At 56.1% G+C, this 14,984-nt stretch carries 13 protein-coding genes; 7 read left to right on the forward strand and 6 right to left on the reverse strand.

Annotated features, from left to right (window positions below; genetic code table 11):
- Window positions 1-48 precede the first annotated feature (48 nt).
- Window positions 49-735 carry a hypothetical protein gene (locus tag AC58P5_RS14545; RefSeq protein WP_497387633.1) on the forward strand — a complete coding sequence of 229 codons (687 nt, stop codon included), beginning with the start codon at window positions 49-51 and terminating at the stop codon, window positions 733-735.
- Window positions 736-858: 123 nt separating this feature from the next.
- Here AC58P5_RS14545 and AC58P5_RS14550 read toward each other — a convergent pair whose 3' ends face one another.
- The 3 genes from AC58P5_RS14550 to AC58P5_RS14560 all read right to left on the reverse strand — a co-directional run bounded on the left by AC58P5_RS14550 (window position 859) and on the right by AC58P5_RS14560 (window position 3,225).
- Window positions 859-1,788: a helix-turn-helix domain-containing protein gene (locus tag AC58P5_RS14550; protein WP_497387635.1), complete on the reverse strand. Its 930-nt coding sequence runs from the start codon at window positions 1,786-1,788 to the stop codon at window positions 859-861.
- A 73-nt stretch (window positions 1,789-1,861) separates the two neighbouring features.
- The gene (locus AC58P5_RS14555; protein WP_497387637.1) at window positions 1,862-2,590 is read right to left on the reverse strand and encodes a polymer-forming cytoskeletal protein; all 729 of its coding nucleotides are present in this window, start codon (window positions 2,588-2,590) and stop codon (window positions 1,862-1,864) included.
- Window positions 2,591-2,592: 2 nt separating this feature from the next.
- Window positions 2,593-3,225, reverse strand: a complete 633-nt coding sequence (locus AC58P5_RS14560; protein ID WP_497387639.1) for a YhbD family protein — start codon at window positions 3,223-3,225, stop codon at window positions 2,593-2,595.
- Between the two features lie 280 nt (window positions 3,226-3,505).
- On the opposite strand from AC58P5_RS14560, the gene AC58P5_RS14565 reads away from it, so the two are divergent.
- The 4 genes from AC58P5_RS14565 to AC58P5_RS14580 are packed head-to-tail and all read left to right on the forward strand — an operon-like array spanning window position 3,506 to window position 7,454.
- A complete protein-coding gene (locus AC58P5_RS14565) occupies window positions 3,506-4,552 on the forward strand; it encodes a sulfonate ABC transporter substrate-binding protein (protein ID WP_497387641.1) in 1,047 nt (348 codons plus the stop codon).
- Between the two features lie 31 nt (window positions 4,553-4,583).
- Window positions 4,584-5,387, forward strand: coding sequence for an ABC transporter permease subunit (locus tag AC58P5_RS14570; RefSeq protein WP_497387643.1), 804 nt, complete (start codon window positions 4,584-4,586; stop codon window positions 5,385-5,387).
- A 25-nt stretch (window positions 5,388-5,412) separates the two neighbouring features.
- Window positions 5,413-6,255, forward strand: coding sequence for an ATP-binding cassette domain-containing protein (locus AC58P5_RS14575; protein ID WP_497387645.1), 843 nt, complete (start codon window positions 5,413-5,415; stop codon window positions 6,253-6,255).
- Window positions 6,252-7,454, forward strand: coding sequence for an acyl-CoA dehydrogenase family protein (locus AC58P5_RS14580; protein ID WP_497387647.1), 1,203 nt, complete (start codon window positions 6,252-6,254; stop codon window positions 7,452-7,454). Before AC58P5_RS14575 ends, AC58P5_RS14580 begins: the two co-directional genes overlap by 4 nt.
- A 430-nt stretch (window positions 7,455-7,884) precedes the next feature.
- Here AC58P5_RS14580 and AC58P5_RS14585 read toward each other — a convergent pair whose 3' ends face one another.
- From AC58P5_RS14585 to AC58P5_RS14595, 3 genes are all read right to left on the reverse strand, one after another.
- Window positions 7,885-9,792: an ABC transporter ATP-binding protein gene (locus AC58P5_RS14585; protein WP_497387649.1), complete on the reverse strand. Its 1,908-nt coding sequence runs from the start codon at window positions 9,790-9,792 to the stop codon at window positions 7,885-7,887.
- Entirely contained in the window at window positions 9,785-11,530 is a 1,746-nt protein-coding gene (locus AC58P5_RS14590) for an ABC transporter ATP-binding protein (RefSeq protein ID WP_497387651.1), read from the reverse strand. Before AC58P5_RS14590 ends, AC58P5_RS14585 begins: the two co-directional genes overlap by 8 nt.
- A 305-nt stretch (window positions 11,531-11,835) precedes the next feature.
- The gene (locus tag AC58P5_RS14595) at window positions 11,836-13,053 is read right to left on the reverse strand and encodes a S8 family peptidase (RefSeq protein ID WP_497387653.1); all 1,218 of its coding nucleotides are present in this window, start codon (window positions 13,051-13,053) and stop codon (window positions 11,836-11,838) included.
- 207 nt (window positions 13,054-13,260) lie between these two features.
- On the opposite strand from AC58P5_RS14595, the gene AC58P5_RS14600 reads away from it, so the two are divergent.
- Together AC58P5_RS14600 and AC58P5_RS14605 are read left to right on the forward strand one after the other, a co-directional pair.
- Window positions 13,261-14,517, forward strand: coding sequence for an MFS transporter (locus AC58P5_RS14600; protein WP_497387655.1), 1,257 nt, complete (start codon window positions 13,261-13,263; stop codon window positions 14,515-14,517).
- A gap of 201 nt (window positions 14,518-14,718) precedes the next feature.
- Entirely contained in the window at window positions 14,719-14,976 is a 258-nt protein-coding gene (locus AC58P5_RS14605) for an HPr family phosphocarrier protein (protein WP_009677256.1), read from the forward strand.
- The last annotated feature ends 8 nt before the right edge of the window (window positions 14,977-14,984 follow it).

Here is a 14,984-nt window from a genome sequence, read left to right on the forward strand (position 1 = left end):
CCCATCATCTCCAGAACATGATAAGATGGGAGGCAAGGAGGAGTATATATGACCACACCTAACGAATCCGGCGATCAGCCTATCGAAGCTCAAGCGACAGAAGAAGAGCAGCTGTCTCCCGAAGAACAGGCAGCCAAAGAACAGCAGGAGCAGCAGCAGCAGAACGAAATTATTTTTGCCTGGTTCAAGCACGCCGAACAGGTATTGAAAGAGCAGTTTTCCGACTACGAAGTTGAAGGACAGGTAGGACAGCACCCCGTCTTCGGTCCTTTGTTCGCCTACACGGTCCGTCAAAACGATAACAGCTATTCCTGCGGCTTTTTCCTCAACGAGCTCGTGCATACGTTCCAGAACAAGGAGAATCCGGGTCTATGGATGTCTTCCTTCTTCGTGGACTTGATTCGCAGCTCCGACAATCGTCCGCTTCCGGCCGCTCCTCAGAGCGAAGAAGAAGCGAAAGAGCTGCTGGACAAATATATCGTGCCTCACTGCGCGGAGAGCGTAAGAAGCGAATTTCCGGAAGAACAGATCTACGTCGATCTGGAGATGCACCCGGAAGCGGGGCCTGTTCTGGAAGTGGGCTTCCCGTCCATCAAAGAAGGCAACAATACGTTTGCCCTTCCGCTCCAGTTTCTGATGACGCTTCACTTGCTGAACCGCGATCCGGCCGATCCGCTTGTTCAGGCGCTCTATAAAATCCATGAAGAGCATCAGCAGGAAGCGGAGCGTACGTAACCGATTCCGTCTATCCGATGCTCAACTACCGGGTAACGGTGCCGCTTATCGTGCCGTCCCGGCGAGTGATTTATAAACAAAGACGATTCCCGATGGGAATCGTCTTTGTTTCGTTTCAAAGCTCTACAATCCGGGCTCTTCTTCAAAGTTCAGGTTGACCGGAGCGTCGGGCAGCGCGCTAACCTCCTCCAGATTCGTCACAGGCACCTGCTGGCTGACGGTATCGAACTGGAGGCTGTCGATCCAGACCCGGCCGCTGCCGTTCAGCAGAACGCCGAACGCGATAGCGACACTCTCTTTGGGCACGTCCAGCACCAGGCTGTATCGGCTCCAGCCCGTCGTTCCGCGGATGGGTCTGCCGCTCATGTTGTCAAACCCGAGCACGTCATGATCCTTGCCGTCTATGCGCAGCCACAGGCCGCACCAGACCTTGACCTGCTCCGTTTTGACAAATCCGCTCAGCCGGAGCCGGCTTCCCGAGTAAGCGTCCGCCTTGAACATCTGCATCATGGTCCCGAAGCCGTAGGCCCGTTCTGTAAGCGAACGGAGATAGCCGGACGATTTGCCGTGGTGGACCTCAAGCCGGTCTACCCCCATCACGTAATCTTCCGAATGGGTGCCGGTAAGAAGCCAGCCCCGGGGCTCACCTTGTAAAGCATTCATTTGTTCCGCTTGTTCGGCCATTTCGAATTCACTCTCCTTCTGCATCGTAAGCTTGCGGTAGTAGGAACGATATTGGCCGGGTGTCATGAGGAACATGCGCTTGAAAGAGCGGGTAAACGATTCCTGGGAATCGAAACGGTAATCAAGCGCGATATCGAGAATCCTCCGCTCGGTTCCGAGCAGGCTGCATGCCGCGCTGGACAGCCGGCGCCTGCGGATATAGTCGGCGGGAGGCATGCCTACCTGAGTCTGGAAGATCCGGTGAAAATGATACATGGAAAATGCCGCCCGCTCGGCGAGGATTTCCAGAGTCAACTCTTCCTTCAGATGAGCCTCAATGTAGGAAAGGGTCCGGTTGACCGTTTCCGAATGTAGGGCTGCTTGCACCATAGCCGGGTATCGCCTGCCTTTCCGCTATCAGCTTACCATGGAGAGCCGGACGGGACTTGATCGTTCTTGCGGTTTACAGCTGCTGTCGTTCGGCAACGGTCGAATCGTTATCTACGTACAGGGTGTTCGTGTACTCCACCCGCCCGATTTCACAGCCCGGACCGACCTTCACGTCTCTACCGCGTACGACGGAGGCGGATGTATGCTCCAGGTAGATGACGTCCCCCTCGATGGTTCCGGCTTCCAGGGAGGTGCGTTTGGAACCGAAAAGAGAAGCCAGCGAGTTCAGAAAACCGTTCTTCTTCACCTGGATGGATTCTCCGCCGATTTCTCTGGCCCGGCACGGTCCGAACAGGCGAATGTCGATGATGCCCGCATTCAGCAGACCGCCGACTTCAAAACCGCCGTAGGCTTCGAACTTTTCCGCTTCACAGTCTCCATTGATCTGTACGGAACCGCGAATGACCGCCGTGTCTGCGGTCAAGGAGCCGCCGATGCCGGCCGATCCGTTCACTTTGACATGGCCGGCAGCCACGTCGCCCCGGAATTCCCCGTTTCCGCTGACACTCAGCAATTCGGAACGGACATTTCCCGATACGGAGCCGCTTCCGCGTATGATCACTTCCAGGGCGGCCAAATTTCCGTACACATTGCTGTGACCCGCCGATTTAAAGCTTCTGCATTCCAGGTCCCCGTCTATCCGGCCGTTTCCGTTAATTCTCGTATTCCGGTAACGTCCGCCGTCTGCCGAACCCGATCCCGCGATGGACAAGTCATTCGTTATATTAGGCTGTGCTTCCATGGTCAGGCCTCCCGCCAAATTTTTGTTTTTAACGCTTCAACGGATGCGGAAAGCTGCAGGCGCGCCGCCACTTTCACACCCTTTTCCAGATAAATCTCCCCGGTGCCCTGCTTTAGAAGACAGGTGGACACCCCCATTTTGCGGATAAAAAGGAGCTCCCCGTCGCTGTCGCTCATATTCGGATACTCGTCGGTCATAAGCCGGATAAGGCCGCTTCCTTCCTCCAAGCTGATTTCCCCGGTTTCGAGCAGCGTGTGAAGAAGATAGACGGCGAAAATACGCTCGAAGGTCCACACTTCGGCGTCTCCGCTGAGCCGGACGAAATAGTCCAGCGCCACCTTCGAAACAATGTTATGAAGGATAAGTTCTTCTTTTGTCATGCTCAGGTCGGAGGGGCGTGGGGAAAAACGATCGGCCAGCTCATCCAGCGACAAATCGTCTTTTTGATGCAAAATGTTGTCGATGCGGACGAGAATCTCTTTCTTGGGAAAAAACGTTTCTTGCCCCGTGAAGGTTGATTTTCGGATAAACCATGCTTCCGGTATGAGATTTTTGCGTTTCCAGCGGTAAAGCTGGCCGTACGATATGCCGGTCAATTCGAGCAGATCTTTTTTCGAAATCAATTCCTGTGTCATCTCAACACCTCTTGAAAAAGATTGTAACATAACACTGTTACGCTGTAAATCGCCTTATAGGGTGGGGACCCCGCTTACCTATAAAGTCGTAAAAAAGACGTTGACACTTCAAAAAAACGTGTGCTAAGCTACTTGAAACTCGATAGCATACTAATCCAATCGGAATTATCGAAACGATAGTCTACCGTTCGAACGGAGACGCGCTTTTTTCCTGTCAGGGGAAAGTGCGTCTTCTTTTTTTTCGGATGAGCGGAAGAACATGAAGGGGAGAGAGAAGGAAATGACAACGATATCCGGGTGGCTGAAGCGTTCCGCACGTACAAAGGCATGGCTGGCGGCCCTTATGCTGACCGCTGCGGCCGTTCTGTCCGCATGCTCTTCAGGCGGAGACAAGGAGGCCGCAACAGCACCGAATGAGGCGAAATCCGCCGTACCGGGAGACTCCAAGGTACTCCGGATCGGGTACCAGAAAGGAAATACGCTTAATATTTTGAAAGAGCACGGCAATTTGGAGAAACGGCTGAAAGAGAAGAACATCACCGTGGAATGGAAAGTTTTTGCGGGCGGGAATTTTCTGCTGGAAGCGTTAACGGCGGGCAGCATCGATTTCGGGCATGCGGCAGACGGCTCGGGCGTATTCGCGCAGGCCGGAGGCAAACCGTTTGTCTACGTAGGCTGTGATCTTCCCAATCCGGAAGGGATGGGAATTGTGGTTCATGCGGGTTCGCCGGTAAAAACCGTCGCGGATTTGAAAGGCAAGAAGATCGCGGTGGCGAAGGGCGGGAATCATCATTACCTGGCTGTTCTGGCTATAGAAAAAGCCGGTCTCAAACTGGACGATGTCAAATTCGTATTCGTCAAAGACGCATCGGAAGGGAGAGCCTTGTTTGAAACGAGGCAGGTGGACGCGCTCGGCTCCTGGGATCCCTTCTTTGCCTCGGTCGAGAACGATCTGTCGCCGGTGACGCTGACGGACGGAACGGGATTTTCACCGAACCGGACTTTTTATTACGCCAATGAAGCGTTCGCGAAAGGAAATGCCGAGCTGATCAAAACCATTCTGGAAGAAATCGACGTCTCCGACAAATGGGCCAATACGAACAAGCCGGAGGTCGTCAAGCAGCTGACGGAAGCGCTCGGCATCGACCAAAAGGCGATCGAACGGGCGGTAAACCGCCGAACGTACGGGGTAGAAAATCTGACTCCGGAAATCGTCGGGCCGCAGCAAAAACTGGCCGATACGTTCCACCGGATCGGACTCATCGGGGAGAAAATCGATGTCGCTCCGCTGATGCCCGCCCAGCAGGCGTGGGCAATCGGAAAATGACGGCGGATCATAACTTGAGGGAGATGACGAAATGTCGGTAAGCATTCGGCAAGCGGATACGAGACGAAGAGATACATGGGCGGCCGCGCTGCTTCCCTGGCTGCTTCCGGTGCTTATTCTGGCGGGCTGGCATCTGGCCGCCGTCTACGGGCCCGTTTCCCAGCGCTTGTTCCCGCCTCCTCTTGAGGTGGCGAGGTCGGGTTGGAAGCTTCTTTCCTCGGGCCAGCTTACGTATCATCTGGGCGTCAGTCTGGGGCGCGCGGCAGCAGGCTTTGTCATCGGCGGGGGAATCGGGCTGCTGCTGGGGGCCGCCAACGGATTGTTTGTGACGTCCTACCGGATGTTCGATACGTCGATCCAGATGATCCGGAATATTCCGCACCTTGCGCTGGTACCCCTTGTGATATTATGGATGGGAATCGACGAAGGAGCGAAGGTGTTTCTGGTTGCTCTAGGCGTGCTTTTCCCGGTCTACGTAAATACATTTCACGGAATACGATCCATCGACCGGGGGTATTTAGAAATGGGGGGCGTCTACGGACTCACCTCCTGGCAGCTTTTCCGCCATGTTATTTTGCCGGGGGCGCTTCCTTCCGTTTTTGTGGGGATCCGATACGGGCTCGGAATTATGTGGCTGACGCTGATCGTAGCCGAGACGATCGCAACGGATAAAGGAATCGGGTATTTGGCTTTAAATGCCCGTGAGTTTATGCAGGCGGACATCATCATTTTAAGTATTCTGCTGTACGCGCTGCTGGGCAAGCTGGCGGATGTGATCGCCAAATGGCTGGAGCATACTGTGCTCAAGTGGAATGTAAGCTACCGGAAAGCCTAGAACAACGTAAACGGAGGTGCCGCAATTGAGCGGGTGGAGTCAGTTGGCCGAGGAGGCTTTATATACGGAAGCTTTGGCAGGTGATAAGCGAAGGGCGGTTTCGGGCGAAGGCGCCGGTCAAAGCGGGGAGCGCCTGTTCGGAGCATCTGTCCGGCTGCAGGGCGTTCATAAATCGTTCGGAGGCAAAAAGGTGCTTCACGAACTGGATCTGACGATCTCTCCGGGCCAGTTTATTGCCGTTGCAGGCAGAAGCGGAAGCGGAAAAAGCACGCTGCTGAGACTTCTGGCGGGGCTTGAGAAACCTACCGGGGGTCGGATCGAGATCGACGGGAGGCCCGTATCCGGCATCGGCCGGGATATCACGGTCATGTTCCAGGAGGCGCGCCTGCTCCCGTGGAAAACCGTGCTGGACAACGTGGGGATCGGTTTAAGCGGGAACTGGCGCCCGCGTGCCCTGCACGTACTCGGACAGGTAGGCCTGACGGATCGGGCCGGCGAATGGCCGGGTGTCTTGTCCGGAGGCCAGAAGCAGCGGGTCGCCTTGGCGCGGGCGCTTGTCCGCCAGCCGAAGCTTCTGCTGCTGGATGAGCCGCTGAGCGCCCTGGATGCGCTGACCCGGCTGGAGATGCAGCAGCTGATCGGCACGCTCTGGCAGCGGCACGGCTTCACGACCGTGCTCGTCACGCACGACGTCAGCGAAGCGGTACGTCTGGCGGACCGGATTCTTCTTATCGAAGACGGAAGAATCGCGCTCGATGCCGATAACCCGGCGCCGTGGCCGAGGGACCAGGCCGATCCCGAATTCGCCCGTCTGGAGAAGCGGGTTCTGGAGCGGATCATGCGGACAGGCGGGGTGAACGGCCGATGAACCTGTCTCCGTTCAGCTTCGCCCGAACAGCGGAAGAGCAGGAGCGTCTCGATGAGATCGGCCGGCTGGCCGACACTTTGCGCGAAGGAGCAACCAGAGCGGACGAGGAGAACGGCTTCTCCTACGGGGCTATCGACGCGCTGAAGGAAGTCCGTTATCCTTCGCTGACCGTCCCGGCCGAATATGGAGGAGCCGGAGCATCCTTGTACGGGTTTGTCCTGTTGCAGGAAAGGCTGGCTCAGGGAGATGCGGCCACTGCACTCGGAATCGGCTGGCATCTGGGCATCGTTCTGGAACTGGCGAATCAGCCTGCCTGGCAGGACAAATACGAGGCGCTGTGCAGAGACATCGCCTCACGCAACCTTCTGATTAACCGTGCGGCTACGGAAAAAGGGACGGGGAGCCCGTCGCGCGGAGGCCGTCCGGCCACAACGGCGGCAGAGGTAGAAGGAGGTTACCGTCTGAACGGCCGCAAGACGTTTACGACGCTGGCTCCCGCCCTTGACCTTGTCATTGTGACGGCTTCCCTGGAGCCGGACGGAAGTCACGGCGAGTTTGTTTTTCCCGTCGCGACGGAAGGCGTCCGTATCGAGCCGACGTGGGATATGGTCGGCATGCGGGGAACGGCCAGTCACGACCTGGTGCTGGAGGATGTGCTTGTCCCGCCAGAGGCGAGGGTAAAGCACACCCGCAGCGAACCGAGCAGACCCGGGCCGGCGGCTCATCCGTATCTGCTGCACATTCCCGCCTGCTACCTCGGCATCGCTCTTGCGGCGAGGCGGGAAGCGGTCTCTTTCGCGGCGGATTACCGGCCGAACTCGCTTCCTCACCCGATTCTGGAGCTGCCCCATATCCGGCAGCTGATCGGGGAGATCGAGCTGGAGCTTTCCGCGGCGAGGCATTTCCTCTACGCGGTCGCGCAGCGCTGGGAGAGCGCCCCCGCAAATCCGGGAGCCTTCGCCGCGGACTTGAGCGCCGTCAAGACGTTCGCCGTGCGGACGGCCCTCGCTGTCGTCGACAAGTCGATGCGGATCGCGGGCGCGCACAGCTTGGCGATGACGCACCCGCTTCAGCGGCTGTACCGGGATGTGCGGTTCGGGCTGCACAATCCCCCGATGGACGACGTCACGCTGAAGCAGCTGGCCGACCGGGCGGAGCGCGAGCTGCTGCCTCCGCCTGCGGGAACGGCGGAGGCGTAAGAAGCAGGGCGTGTCATGCCTGCCGCTGCGGAGCGCGGGCTCTCCGAAAGCAGACCCGGCACAGCCGCGTACAAAAGACGCGGCTTTTTTGCATGCTAAGGCAAGCCGCCGCAAGTAGGGTTGGCGCGCTATGGCCATGTCGCGCTTGCCGCAAGCAGGGTCCATTCCGCTCCAGGAGCCGCTCACGGGGGAATGGCTATGTATCCGCGACCGGCGCTCCCTCCCCAAAATGTACGGCGGGCTCCAAGGAGAGCAAACTCGGTTTCGCGTCCTTGCCGCAAGCAAGCCGCCGTTTAGAAGCATGCGGGTTACCGCCCTCATGCGGAGCCAAACACCGCGTGCCGGAAGCAAGCCGACACAAAAGACCCGCAGTCCGCGTTCGTAACCGAACGTGAGGCTGCGGGTCTTTTTATACAAGCGGGGCGGACAGTCAGGACCCGATCGCCTGCATGCCCTGCGAGTGGCGGTACAGCTCCTCGTAGTAGCCTTTCTTGGCGAGCAGCTGCCTGTGGGTGCCTTCCTCCACGATTTCGCCGTGCTTCATGACAATGATCCGGTCGGCGTGCATAATCGTGGACAGCCGATGGGCGATGAGCAAGGCCGTCCTGCCTTCGGAGACGACGGAGAGCGCCTTTTGCACGAGCTGCTCCGTATGGGAGTCGAGGTTGGCCGTAGCTTCGTCGAGTATCAGAATTCTCGGTTTGAACACGAGAATGCGCGCGAACGACAGAAGCTGTCGCTCGCCGGCCGAGAGGCCGCTGCCGCGTTCCGATAGCTTCGTATCATACCCGTCCTTGAGCCGGGTGATGAGCGGATGGGCCCCGACCGCCCTGCAGGCGGCGGTCACCTCTTCGCGGCTGATTTCCTGCCGGAACAGCCGTACGTTGTCGAGGATCGTCCCGGAGTACAGGTACGGCTCCTGCTGGACGAGCCCGATCATCCGGTGAAGCGTATCCTGCGGAATGCGCCGGATATCCGTACCGTCGATCGTGACGCTTCCGGCGTTCACGTCGTAAAAGCGGGTAAGCAGCGATATCAGCGAGCTTTTGCCGGCGCCTGTCGTTCCGACAATCCCGATCATTTCCCCCGGTTTAATGTGCAGGTCCAAATTCCGGAGGACCCTGCTTCCTTCTACATAAGAAAAATCCACGTGATTGTAGTCAATTTTTCCGGCTGTTTTTTTCCAGTCGACTTCGACTTTATCTTCGCCGCCAGGTTCTTTTACATCGGGCTCCGTGGATAAAATGTTCCACAGCCGCTCCATCGAAACGGAGGTCGATTGCAAGGTATTCCACTGCTGGGTAATCTGGTTGATCGGCTGAAAAAACTGGCGGATGTAGGTAATAAAAGCGTAGAGCACACCGAATTCGATACTGCCGCCGAGAAAAGCGAGTCCGCCGAGCCAGACGAGAAGAGCGACGGATATGTTGCCGAAAATATCAAAGGACCGGTTGAACAGCACGTTCGTGCGGATTTCTTTCAAATTGGCTTTCAAGTACTGCCCGTTGCGATCGCTGAAACGTCCGAACTGTTCATCCTGCTGGTTGTAGGTCTGAATCAGGCTCATCCCGGCGAGATTTTCAGCCAGATAAGCGATGAGACGGGACAGCTGCGCCCGCGTCTCCTGGTAAGCTTTTCGCAGCATGGAACGGAAAAGGACGGCGATGAGGGCGATGACCGGCAGAAGAAGCATACTGTACCAGGCGAGTGTAGCATCCAGTTGAAACATGAAAAAGATGATCAGCACCAGAGTCATCCCGTCCCGGACGAGACTGAGGAACACCTGGGTGAAAAACTGGCTGATCGTCTCGGTATCGCTCGATTCGAGCGTGACCAGGCTTCCGATCGGATACCGGTCGAAGAAAGACATCGACAGCTTCGAAATATGAGCGAACAAATTTTTGCGGATACTGGCGACGATGCTTTGTCCGGCATACTGGAGCAGGTTGTTCTGAACGTAGGTAAAAGCAAAGTTCACGACGGACAGCCCCAGGTAAAACAGTCCGATGATCAGAAGGGGCCGCATGGCTCCGCTTCCGCCGAAGAGGTGGTCGTCGATGGCGATTTTGACCAGATACGGCTGCAGCAGCTCGGCGATGATGGCGATCAGCGAGCAGAAGAAAATGCCGATGAACGTCAGCTTGTGCGGCTTGGCGTATGTGAGCGTCGCCTTGAAAGCGGCAAGCCTGCTCGGACTCGGACCGCCTTTCGGTTCGGAGGCTTCGCCGCTCTTAGCGGTGTCCGACGTTTGCGGGGGCTCCGCGGTATTTTGCCCGGCTGAACCGGTAGAAGCTGACTCCCTAGAAGCGTTCGTGTCCGGTGATTTCGGATCAGGCATGCTGGGTCCCCTCCTCTTGAATCTGATAGAGGGAGGCATACAAGCCCGGACGGGCGAGCAGCTCCTTGTGCGTGCCACGCTGTACGATCCGGCCTTCATCGAGGACGACGATTTCGTCCGCATATTTGACCGCACTGATCCGGTGAGCGATGATCAGCGTTGTTTTATCGCGGTGGGCGGCACGGATCTGGCGGACGATGTTCGTTTCCGTCACGGCGTCCACGGCGCTTACGCTGTCATCGAGAATGAGGATGGGCGCCTGCTTCATGAAGCCGCGGGCCAGGCTCGCTCTCTGGCGCTGCCCGCCGGACAAGGTGATGCCGCGTTCGCCGAGCTTCGTTTCGAAGCCGCGCGGCAGCTCCGTGATGCTGCTGTAAATCTGCGCCTCGCGGGCGGCCTGCTGCATTTCGTCGTCCGCCGCATCCCGTCTCGAGAAGGCGATGTTGTCCCGGATCGTCGTGCTGAACAGAAAGCCGTCCTGAGGGACATAGGCGATCTGCGAACGCAGGCTCTCCAGCGTAACCCGGCGGATATCGTGGCCGCCGATATAAATCGTGCCCGCAGGCGGATCGTAAATGCGCAGGAGCAGCTTGACGAGCGTCGTTTTGCCGCTGCCCGTGCGTCCGATGATTCCGAGCGTCCTGCCCGGCTCCACTTTCAGGTCGATGGCTTCCAGAGCACGGCGGTCCGAACCGGGATAACAGAAGGACAATCCGCGGATTTCCAGCTCTCCCGCCCCGTTTTCCAACCGCTCGGCTTTTGCTTCCTCCCGGATATCGGGTTTTACGGCCAGCAGGTCATTGAGCCGCTCCAGCGACGCGCGCGAACGCTGCATCATATTGATCACGTTGCCGATCTGCTGCAGAGGTGTCATCATCATCCGCAGGTAGAAGGTAAGGGATACGAAGCTGCCGAGCGTAATTTGGCCATGCAGCGTCATATAGCCCCCTGCCAGAATGGCGATGATCATCGAGAACGAGCCCATCAGGGGCAGAAGGGACTGAAATAGCGAAGACATCCGGACAAGCCGAAGCTGCTTTTCCCGGATCGCGTCGACGTTCCGGCCGAAACGCTCGTAGGCGATTTCTTCGGCCGCGAATGTTTTGGTCACGCGGATGCCGCCGAACTGTTCTTCGGCCGATTCGGTCATCGTGGCGAGCGATTCCTGCACATCGAGAGAACGGGAGCGGATACGCGGCCCCAGGAACACGACGATGAGCGGAATAAAAGCCATAGGCGCAAGACTCAAGGCTATCAAGCCGAAAGGAATGGAGCTGAAGGACATCATGACAAAAGCCGAGAGAATAAAGAAGATGGCATTGGTGGTCTGGTTGACTCCGTTCGAGATGGATTCCCGGACGGCCGTCACGTCGTTCATGACGTAACTGAGGAGCTTGCCGACACCGTGCCTGGAGAAATAATGCTCGCTGAGCGTGGAGAAATGACGGAACAGCTTTTGCCTCGTTGCGTATTCGAACCGGCGTCCGAGCCGTGCGTTCGTATACTGGCCGATGCCGAAGAGCACGCCGTAAGCCACACCGATTCCGAGAAGCTGCATACTGTAGCTTGCAACCGTGTGGGATGTGGCGACTTTAAGCTGCAGATCGTCCGTAAATTCTCCCAGAACTCGGGGGAAAAACGATTGCACCACGTTAGATAGGATAATAAAGGCGACCCCGACCGAATACAGTCCCAGGTTCGCTTTCACATAGTTCCGAAGCAGCCTCTGACTGCCCATGCCACCACCTCCTCAGGGATACACTCATTTCTTTATTGTAAAGGGCAATGGAAAAAGCGGGCAAGGCAGATAGAGCCTCATATAGGCGGAAATGAGACCGTACGGCGGACAAAACGGGCTGAAAGCGGTTTATTTCCGAGAAAATCGAAAGATTTGGAGAACGTCTCCAATTGAATGGCTAAAGAACGGCTGAAATAAGAGGCGGAACAATAAAAAAGCTCCCGGCAAGGGAGCTTTTACTCTTGTGTATATCTGAAGGGTAGGAAACCGCCGCAAGAGGCGGCGATCTTCGGATATCCGCCTGTTCAGGATCGTACCGCGCGGTCGGCGTTGACCCGTCCGTACACCCAGTACGTGCCTGTGCCGGCAATCGGATCGGCGTTAAGCAGAATTGCGTCGCGGATTTGCGCATTCGTGCGGCCTTGTCCCGCGAGGAGAGCGGCTACACCCGACACGTGGGGAGCCGACATGGAGGTGCCGCTGAGATAGGCGTAGCTGGAGCCGGGGAACGTCGATAGGATCGTCGATCCGGGCGCGGCCACCTGTACCCAGCTTCCGCGGTTGGAGAAGGAGGAGATATTGTCGGCCGAATCCGTGGAAGCTACTGAAATGACTGTTGAATAGGCGGCCGGATAGTTGGGTGTCGTGCTTCCGTCATTCCCGGCCGAAGCCACCATGACCGATCCCTTGCCCCAGGCGTAATCGAGCGCGTATTGGAGAGTCGTCGAACTGTATGGGGAGCCGAGACTCAGATTGATCACCTGGGCGCCGAAGAAAGAGGCGTATATGATTGCGTTGGAAATATTGCTGACCGTCCCGTTGCCGGAGTTGTCAAGGACACGGATAGGCTGGATGGAAGCGAGCGGAGCGACGCCGGCGATTCCGATCCCGTTGTTCGTAACGGCGGCCGCAATGCCCGCCACATGGGTGCCGTGTCCGTTGCCGTCGCTCGGAATCGAATCATTGTCCACGTAATCGTAACCGGGAACCAGATGCGCGGCCAGATCCGGATGAGTCAGCTCGACTCCCGAATCCAGGACTGCGATGACGATGGAACTGCTGCTTTGCGCCACATCCCAAGCCGAAGGCGCCGAAATCTTCTGCGGACCGTACTGATAGAGGCTGAAATAAGGATCGTTGGGGATGGCAAACGCATCCGCATCCGGAGAGGATTGGCCCTTCCCCTGCTTCTTGCCGCCGGAAGGCGTGGAATCGAACGCCTGATACATATAGTTTAATTCGGCGTACTCCAGCACTTCGTGTTTTTCATAGCGTTTGATCGTTTTGAGAAGAGGCTGCTTCGTGAACAATACCTGGTGACCGAGCGTGCTGCATTGTTCCAGCACCTTGCATTTGTATTTCTTATGAAGCTTCAAGACAAGCTCTTCCGGTGTTTCCGGCTTGAACCTTACGATAAGCTGGTGGGGCTGATGGGGTTCTTTCGGCTGTTCTTTTTTACGGAAAAACAAATAAACGACGGCTGCGGCGGCAATAAAAACGAGCGCGGTGATCAAAATCGTCATGGATCATTCCTCCCGGATTCGATTGGAAATCTCTCTATGCTATGAACCGGATGATAGTGAGGATTGGGGGGTTGTCCCTTTACAAAAAAATAATCGCGTAAATTAACAAATTTAATCATGGACGCGTTTACAACTTATGCTTATAATGCGAACAGGGCTTGAGAATCGGAAAATTTTCCCGATCGATTGGATGCTTGAGCCGGAAGGGTGAATCCGTTGTCGACGAACATGCGAAAAATGCTGATCATGAACTTTGTGTCGTCCATCATTTTTATTTACATCGGGATTTTCGTGAACCTGTACATTTGGCAGGCCAATACCAGCATTTTTGAAATTTCCTGGTTCAACATGGTGATGTTTTTCGGCTGGGGATTCTCATTCGTTCTCGGGGCGAAGCTGCTTTATCACTGCACGATCCGCCTGCTGCTCGCCTTGTCCGCCTTCGGGGGTACGGCCGCATTTATTATGCTGACATTTCTGACGCTGGAGAGCCGGATTTTGTGGATCGCCCTGATCGGATTTCCGGTCGGTCTCATGTGGGGGTTTTATACGGTCGCCCAAAATTTAAGCGTTTCTTTTTCGGGTAAAGGAACTGAAATCGCTTCCTTTTTCGCGGCCAACAATCTGATCGCGTCGATATTGTCCATGGTCATTCCTATTGTTTCGGCCCAGTTTATCGGCTGGTTCGGGTATGAGAGCTCGTTCGTCCTGATGTTTGTCTTCCTGATCGTCATGCTGGTTTTCTCGGCTACGATGCCCCGTATCGCACTGCCGAGAATGGAAACGCCCCGGCTGGGCTTCTGGCAGCAGCTTCAGTGGAAGCGAGTTTTCGGCGGCCGGCATTCCGTCTGGCTGATCCTTTCGATTTTGGCTGGAGGCGTATTCCTTCAGTTTCAAAACCTGTTTACGCTTGTTTTCACCTTCACGGTCACCCAGGATAAGCTGCTTATCGCGCTGCTGAATTTGCTGTATACCGGGTCGGCTTTTCTCGGGCTTGTTCTGTACCGCAAGTTCAAATGGAACGACAATTTCTGTCTCTGGCTCGGGGTTCTTCTGCTTTCGGCCGGGTTTGTGATCGCGATGTTTCCCCTTAAACCGCTGCTGATCCTTTCGAATGTGCTTACGGCGTTCGGCATGTTTTTCTTTGCGATGATCTGGAACGCCCAGCAGTTTCAATGTATTGAGGACTACGCTCCGGGCCGGAAAGCGGCCTTTCTCATCTGGCGGGAAACGATGCTGGTCGGGATGCGGATTGTGCTGCTGATATTCATTATGTCTTTGGATAAACTGGAGGGCTGGCTGTATATTTCCATTATCGGAGTCACGCTCGTCAGTCTGATTTCGATTCCGGTCGTACAGGCGAAGGCAGTCAGGCTGATGGCCGACGGCCGCAAAAAAAGAGAGGAGACGGAGCCTCTCGGGGAGGATGGCCATCTGCCTCAGCCGCCTAATTTTCCGGCGTAATTCCCTGCATGGCAGGAACTGAAGAACCGGGTTTGGGACTATTTTCCCAGATCCGGTTTTCTTTTTGCACCACGGATGGTGCAAAAGGTTTGATCTTTTCAGTTGGAAGCGGTTGCGTTATCTTGAGTTTACAGGAACCTTTCCTTTACAAAATGTTTAAGCCATACAGAAACCGTTTTAAATCGGAAGGAGATACCATTGATGGAGAAAGAGTTTTCCGTACAGAATCCGTTAGGTATTCACTCGCGTCCCGCAGGGGCACTTATGAAAAAAGCAAAAGCATTTACATGTGACATCACGATTGCCAAGGGAGACAAGAGCGTCAATGCGAAAAGCATCGTAGGACTGCTTTCCCTGGAAATGCGTTACGGCGATAAAGTAACGGTTAAAGCTTCCGGCGAACAGGAAGAAGAAGCGGTAAATGAGCTGGGAACCATGCTCGAGTCCGTACTTGAATAGGTGACCGG

The organism is Paenibacillus sp. JT31N7, assembly GCF_059692095.1.

Bases quoted from the DNA above. Each gene is read 5' to 3' on its own strand.
- AC58P5_RS14545 (WP_497387633.1), top strand. From the start codon at position 49: ATGACCACACCTAACGAATCCGGCGATCAGCCTATCGAAGCTCAAGCG.
- AC58P5_RS14555 (WP_497387637.1), bottom strand. From the start codon at position 2,590: ATGGAAGCACAGCCTAATATAACGAATGACTTGTCCATCGCGGGATCG.
- AC58P5_RS14595 (WP_497387653.1), bottom strand. From the start codon at position 13,053: ATGACGATTTTGATCACCGCGCTCGTTTTTATTGCCGCCGCAGCCGTC.
- AC58P5_RS14605 (WP_009677256.1), top strand. From the start codon at position 14,719: ATGGAGAAAGAGTTTTCCGTACAGAATCCGTTAGGTATTCACTCGCGT.
- AC58P5_RS14565 (WP_497387641.1), top strand. From the start codon at position 3,506: ATGACAACGATATCCGGGTGGCTGAAGCGTTCCGCACGTACAAAGGCA.
- AC58P5_RS14560 (WP_497387639.1), bottom strand. From the start codon at position 3,225: ATGACACAGGAATTGATTTCGAAAAAAGATCTGCTCGAATTGACCGGC.
- AC58P5_RS14585 (WP_497387649.1), bottom strand. From the start codon at position 9,792: ATGCCTGATCCGAAATCACCGGACACGAACGCTTCTAGGGAGTCAGCT.
- AC58P5_RS14550 (WP_497387635.1), bottom strand. From the start codon at position 1,788: ATGGTGCAAGCAGCCCTACATTCGGAAACGGTCAACCGGACCCTTTCC.
- AC58P5_RS14580 (WP_497387647.1), top strand. From the start codon at position 6,252: ATGAACCTGTCTCCGTTCAGCTTCGCCCGAACAGCGGAAGAGCAGGAG.
- AC58P5_RS14590 (WP_497387651.1), bottom strand. From the start codon at position 11,530: ATGGGCAGTCAGAGGCTGCTTCGGAACTATGTGAAAGCGAACCTGGGA.
- AC58P5_RS14570 (WP_497387643.1), top strand. From the start codon at position 4,584: ATGTCGGTAAGCATTCGGCAAGCGGATACGAGACGAAGAGATACATGG.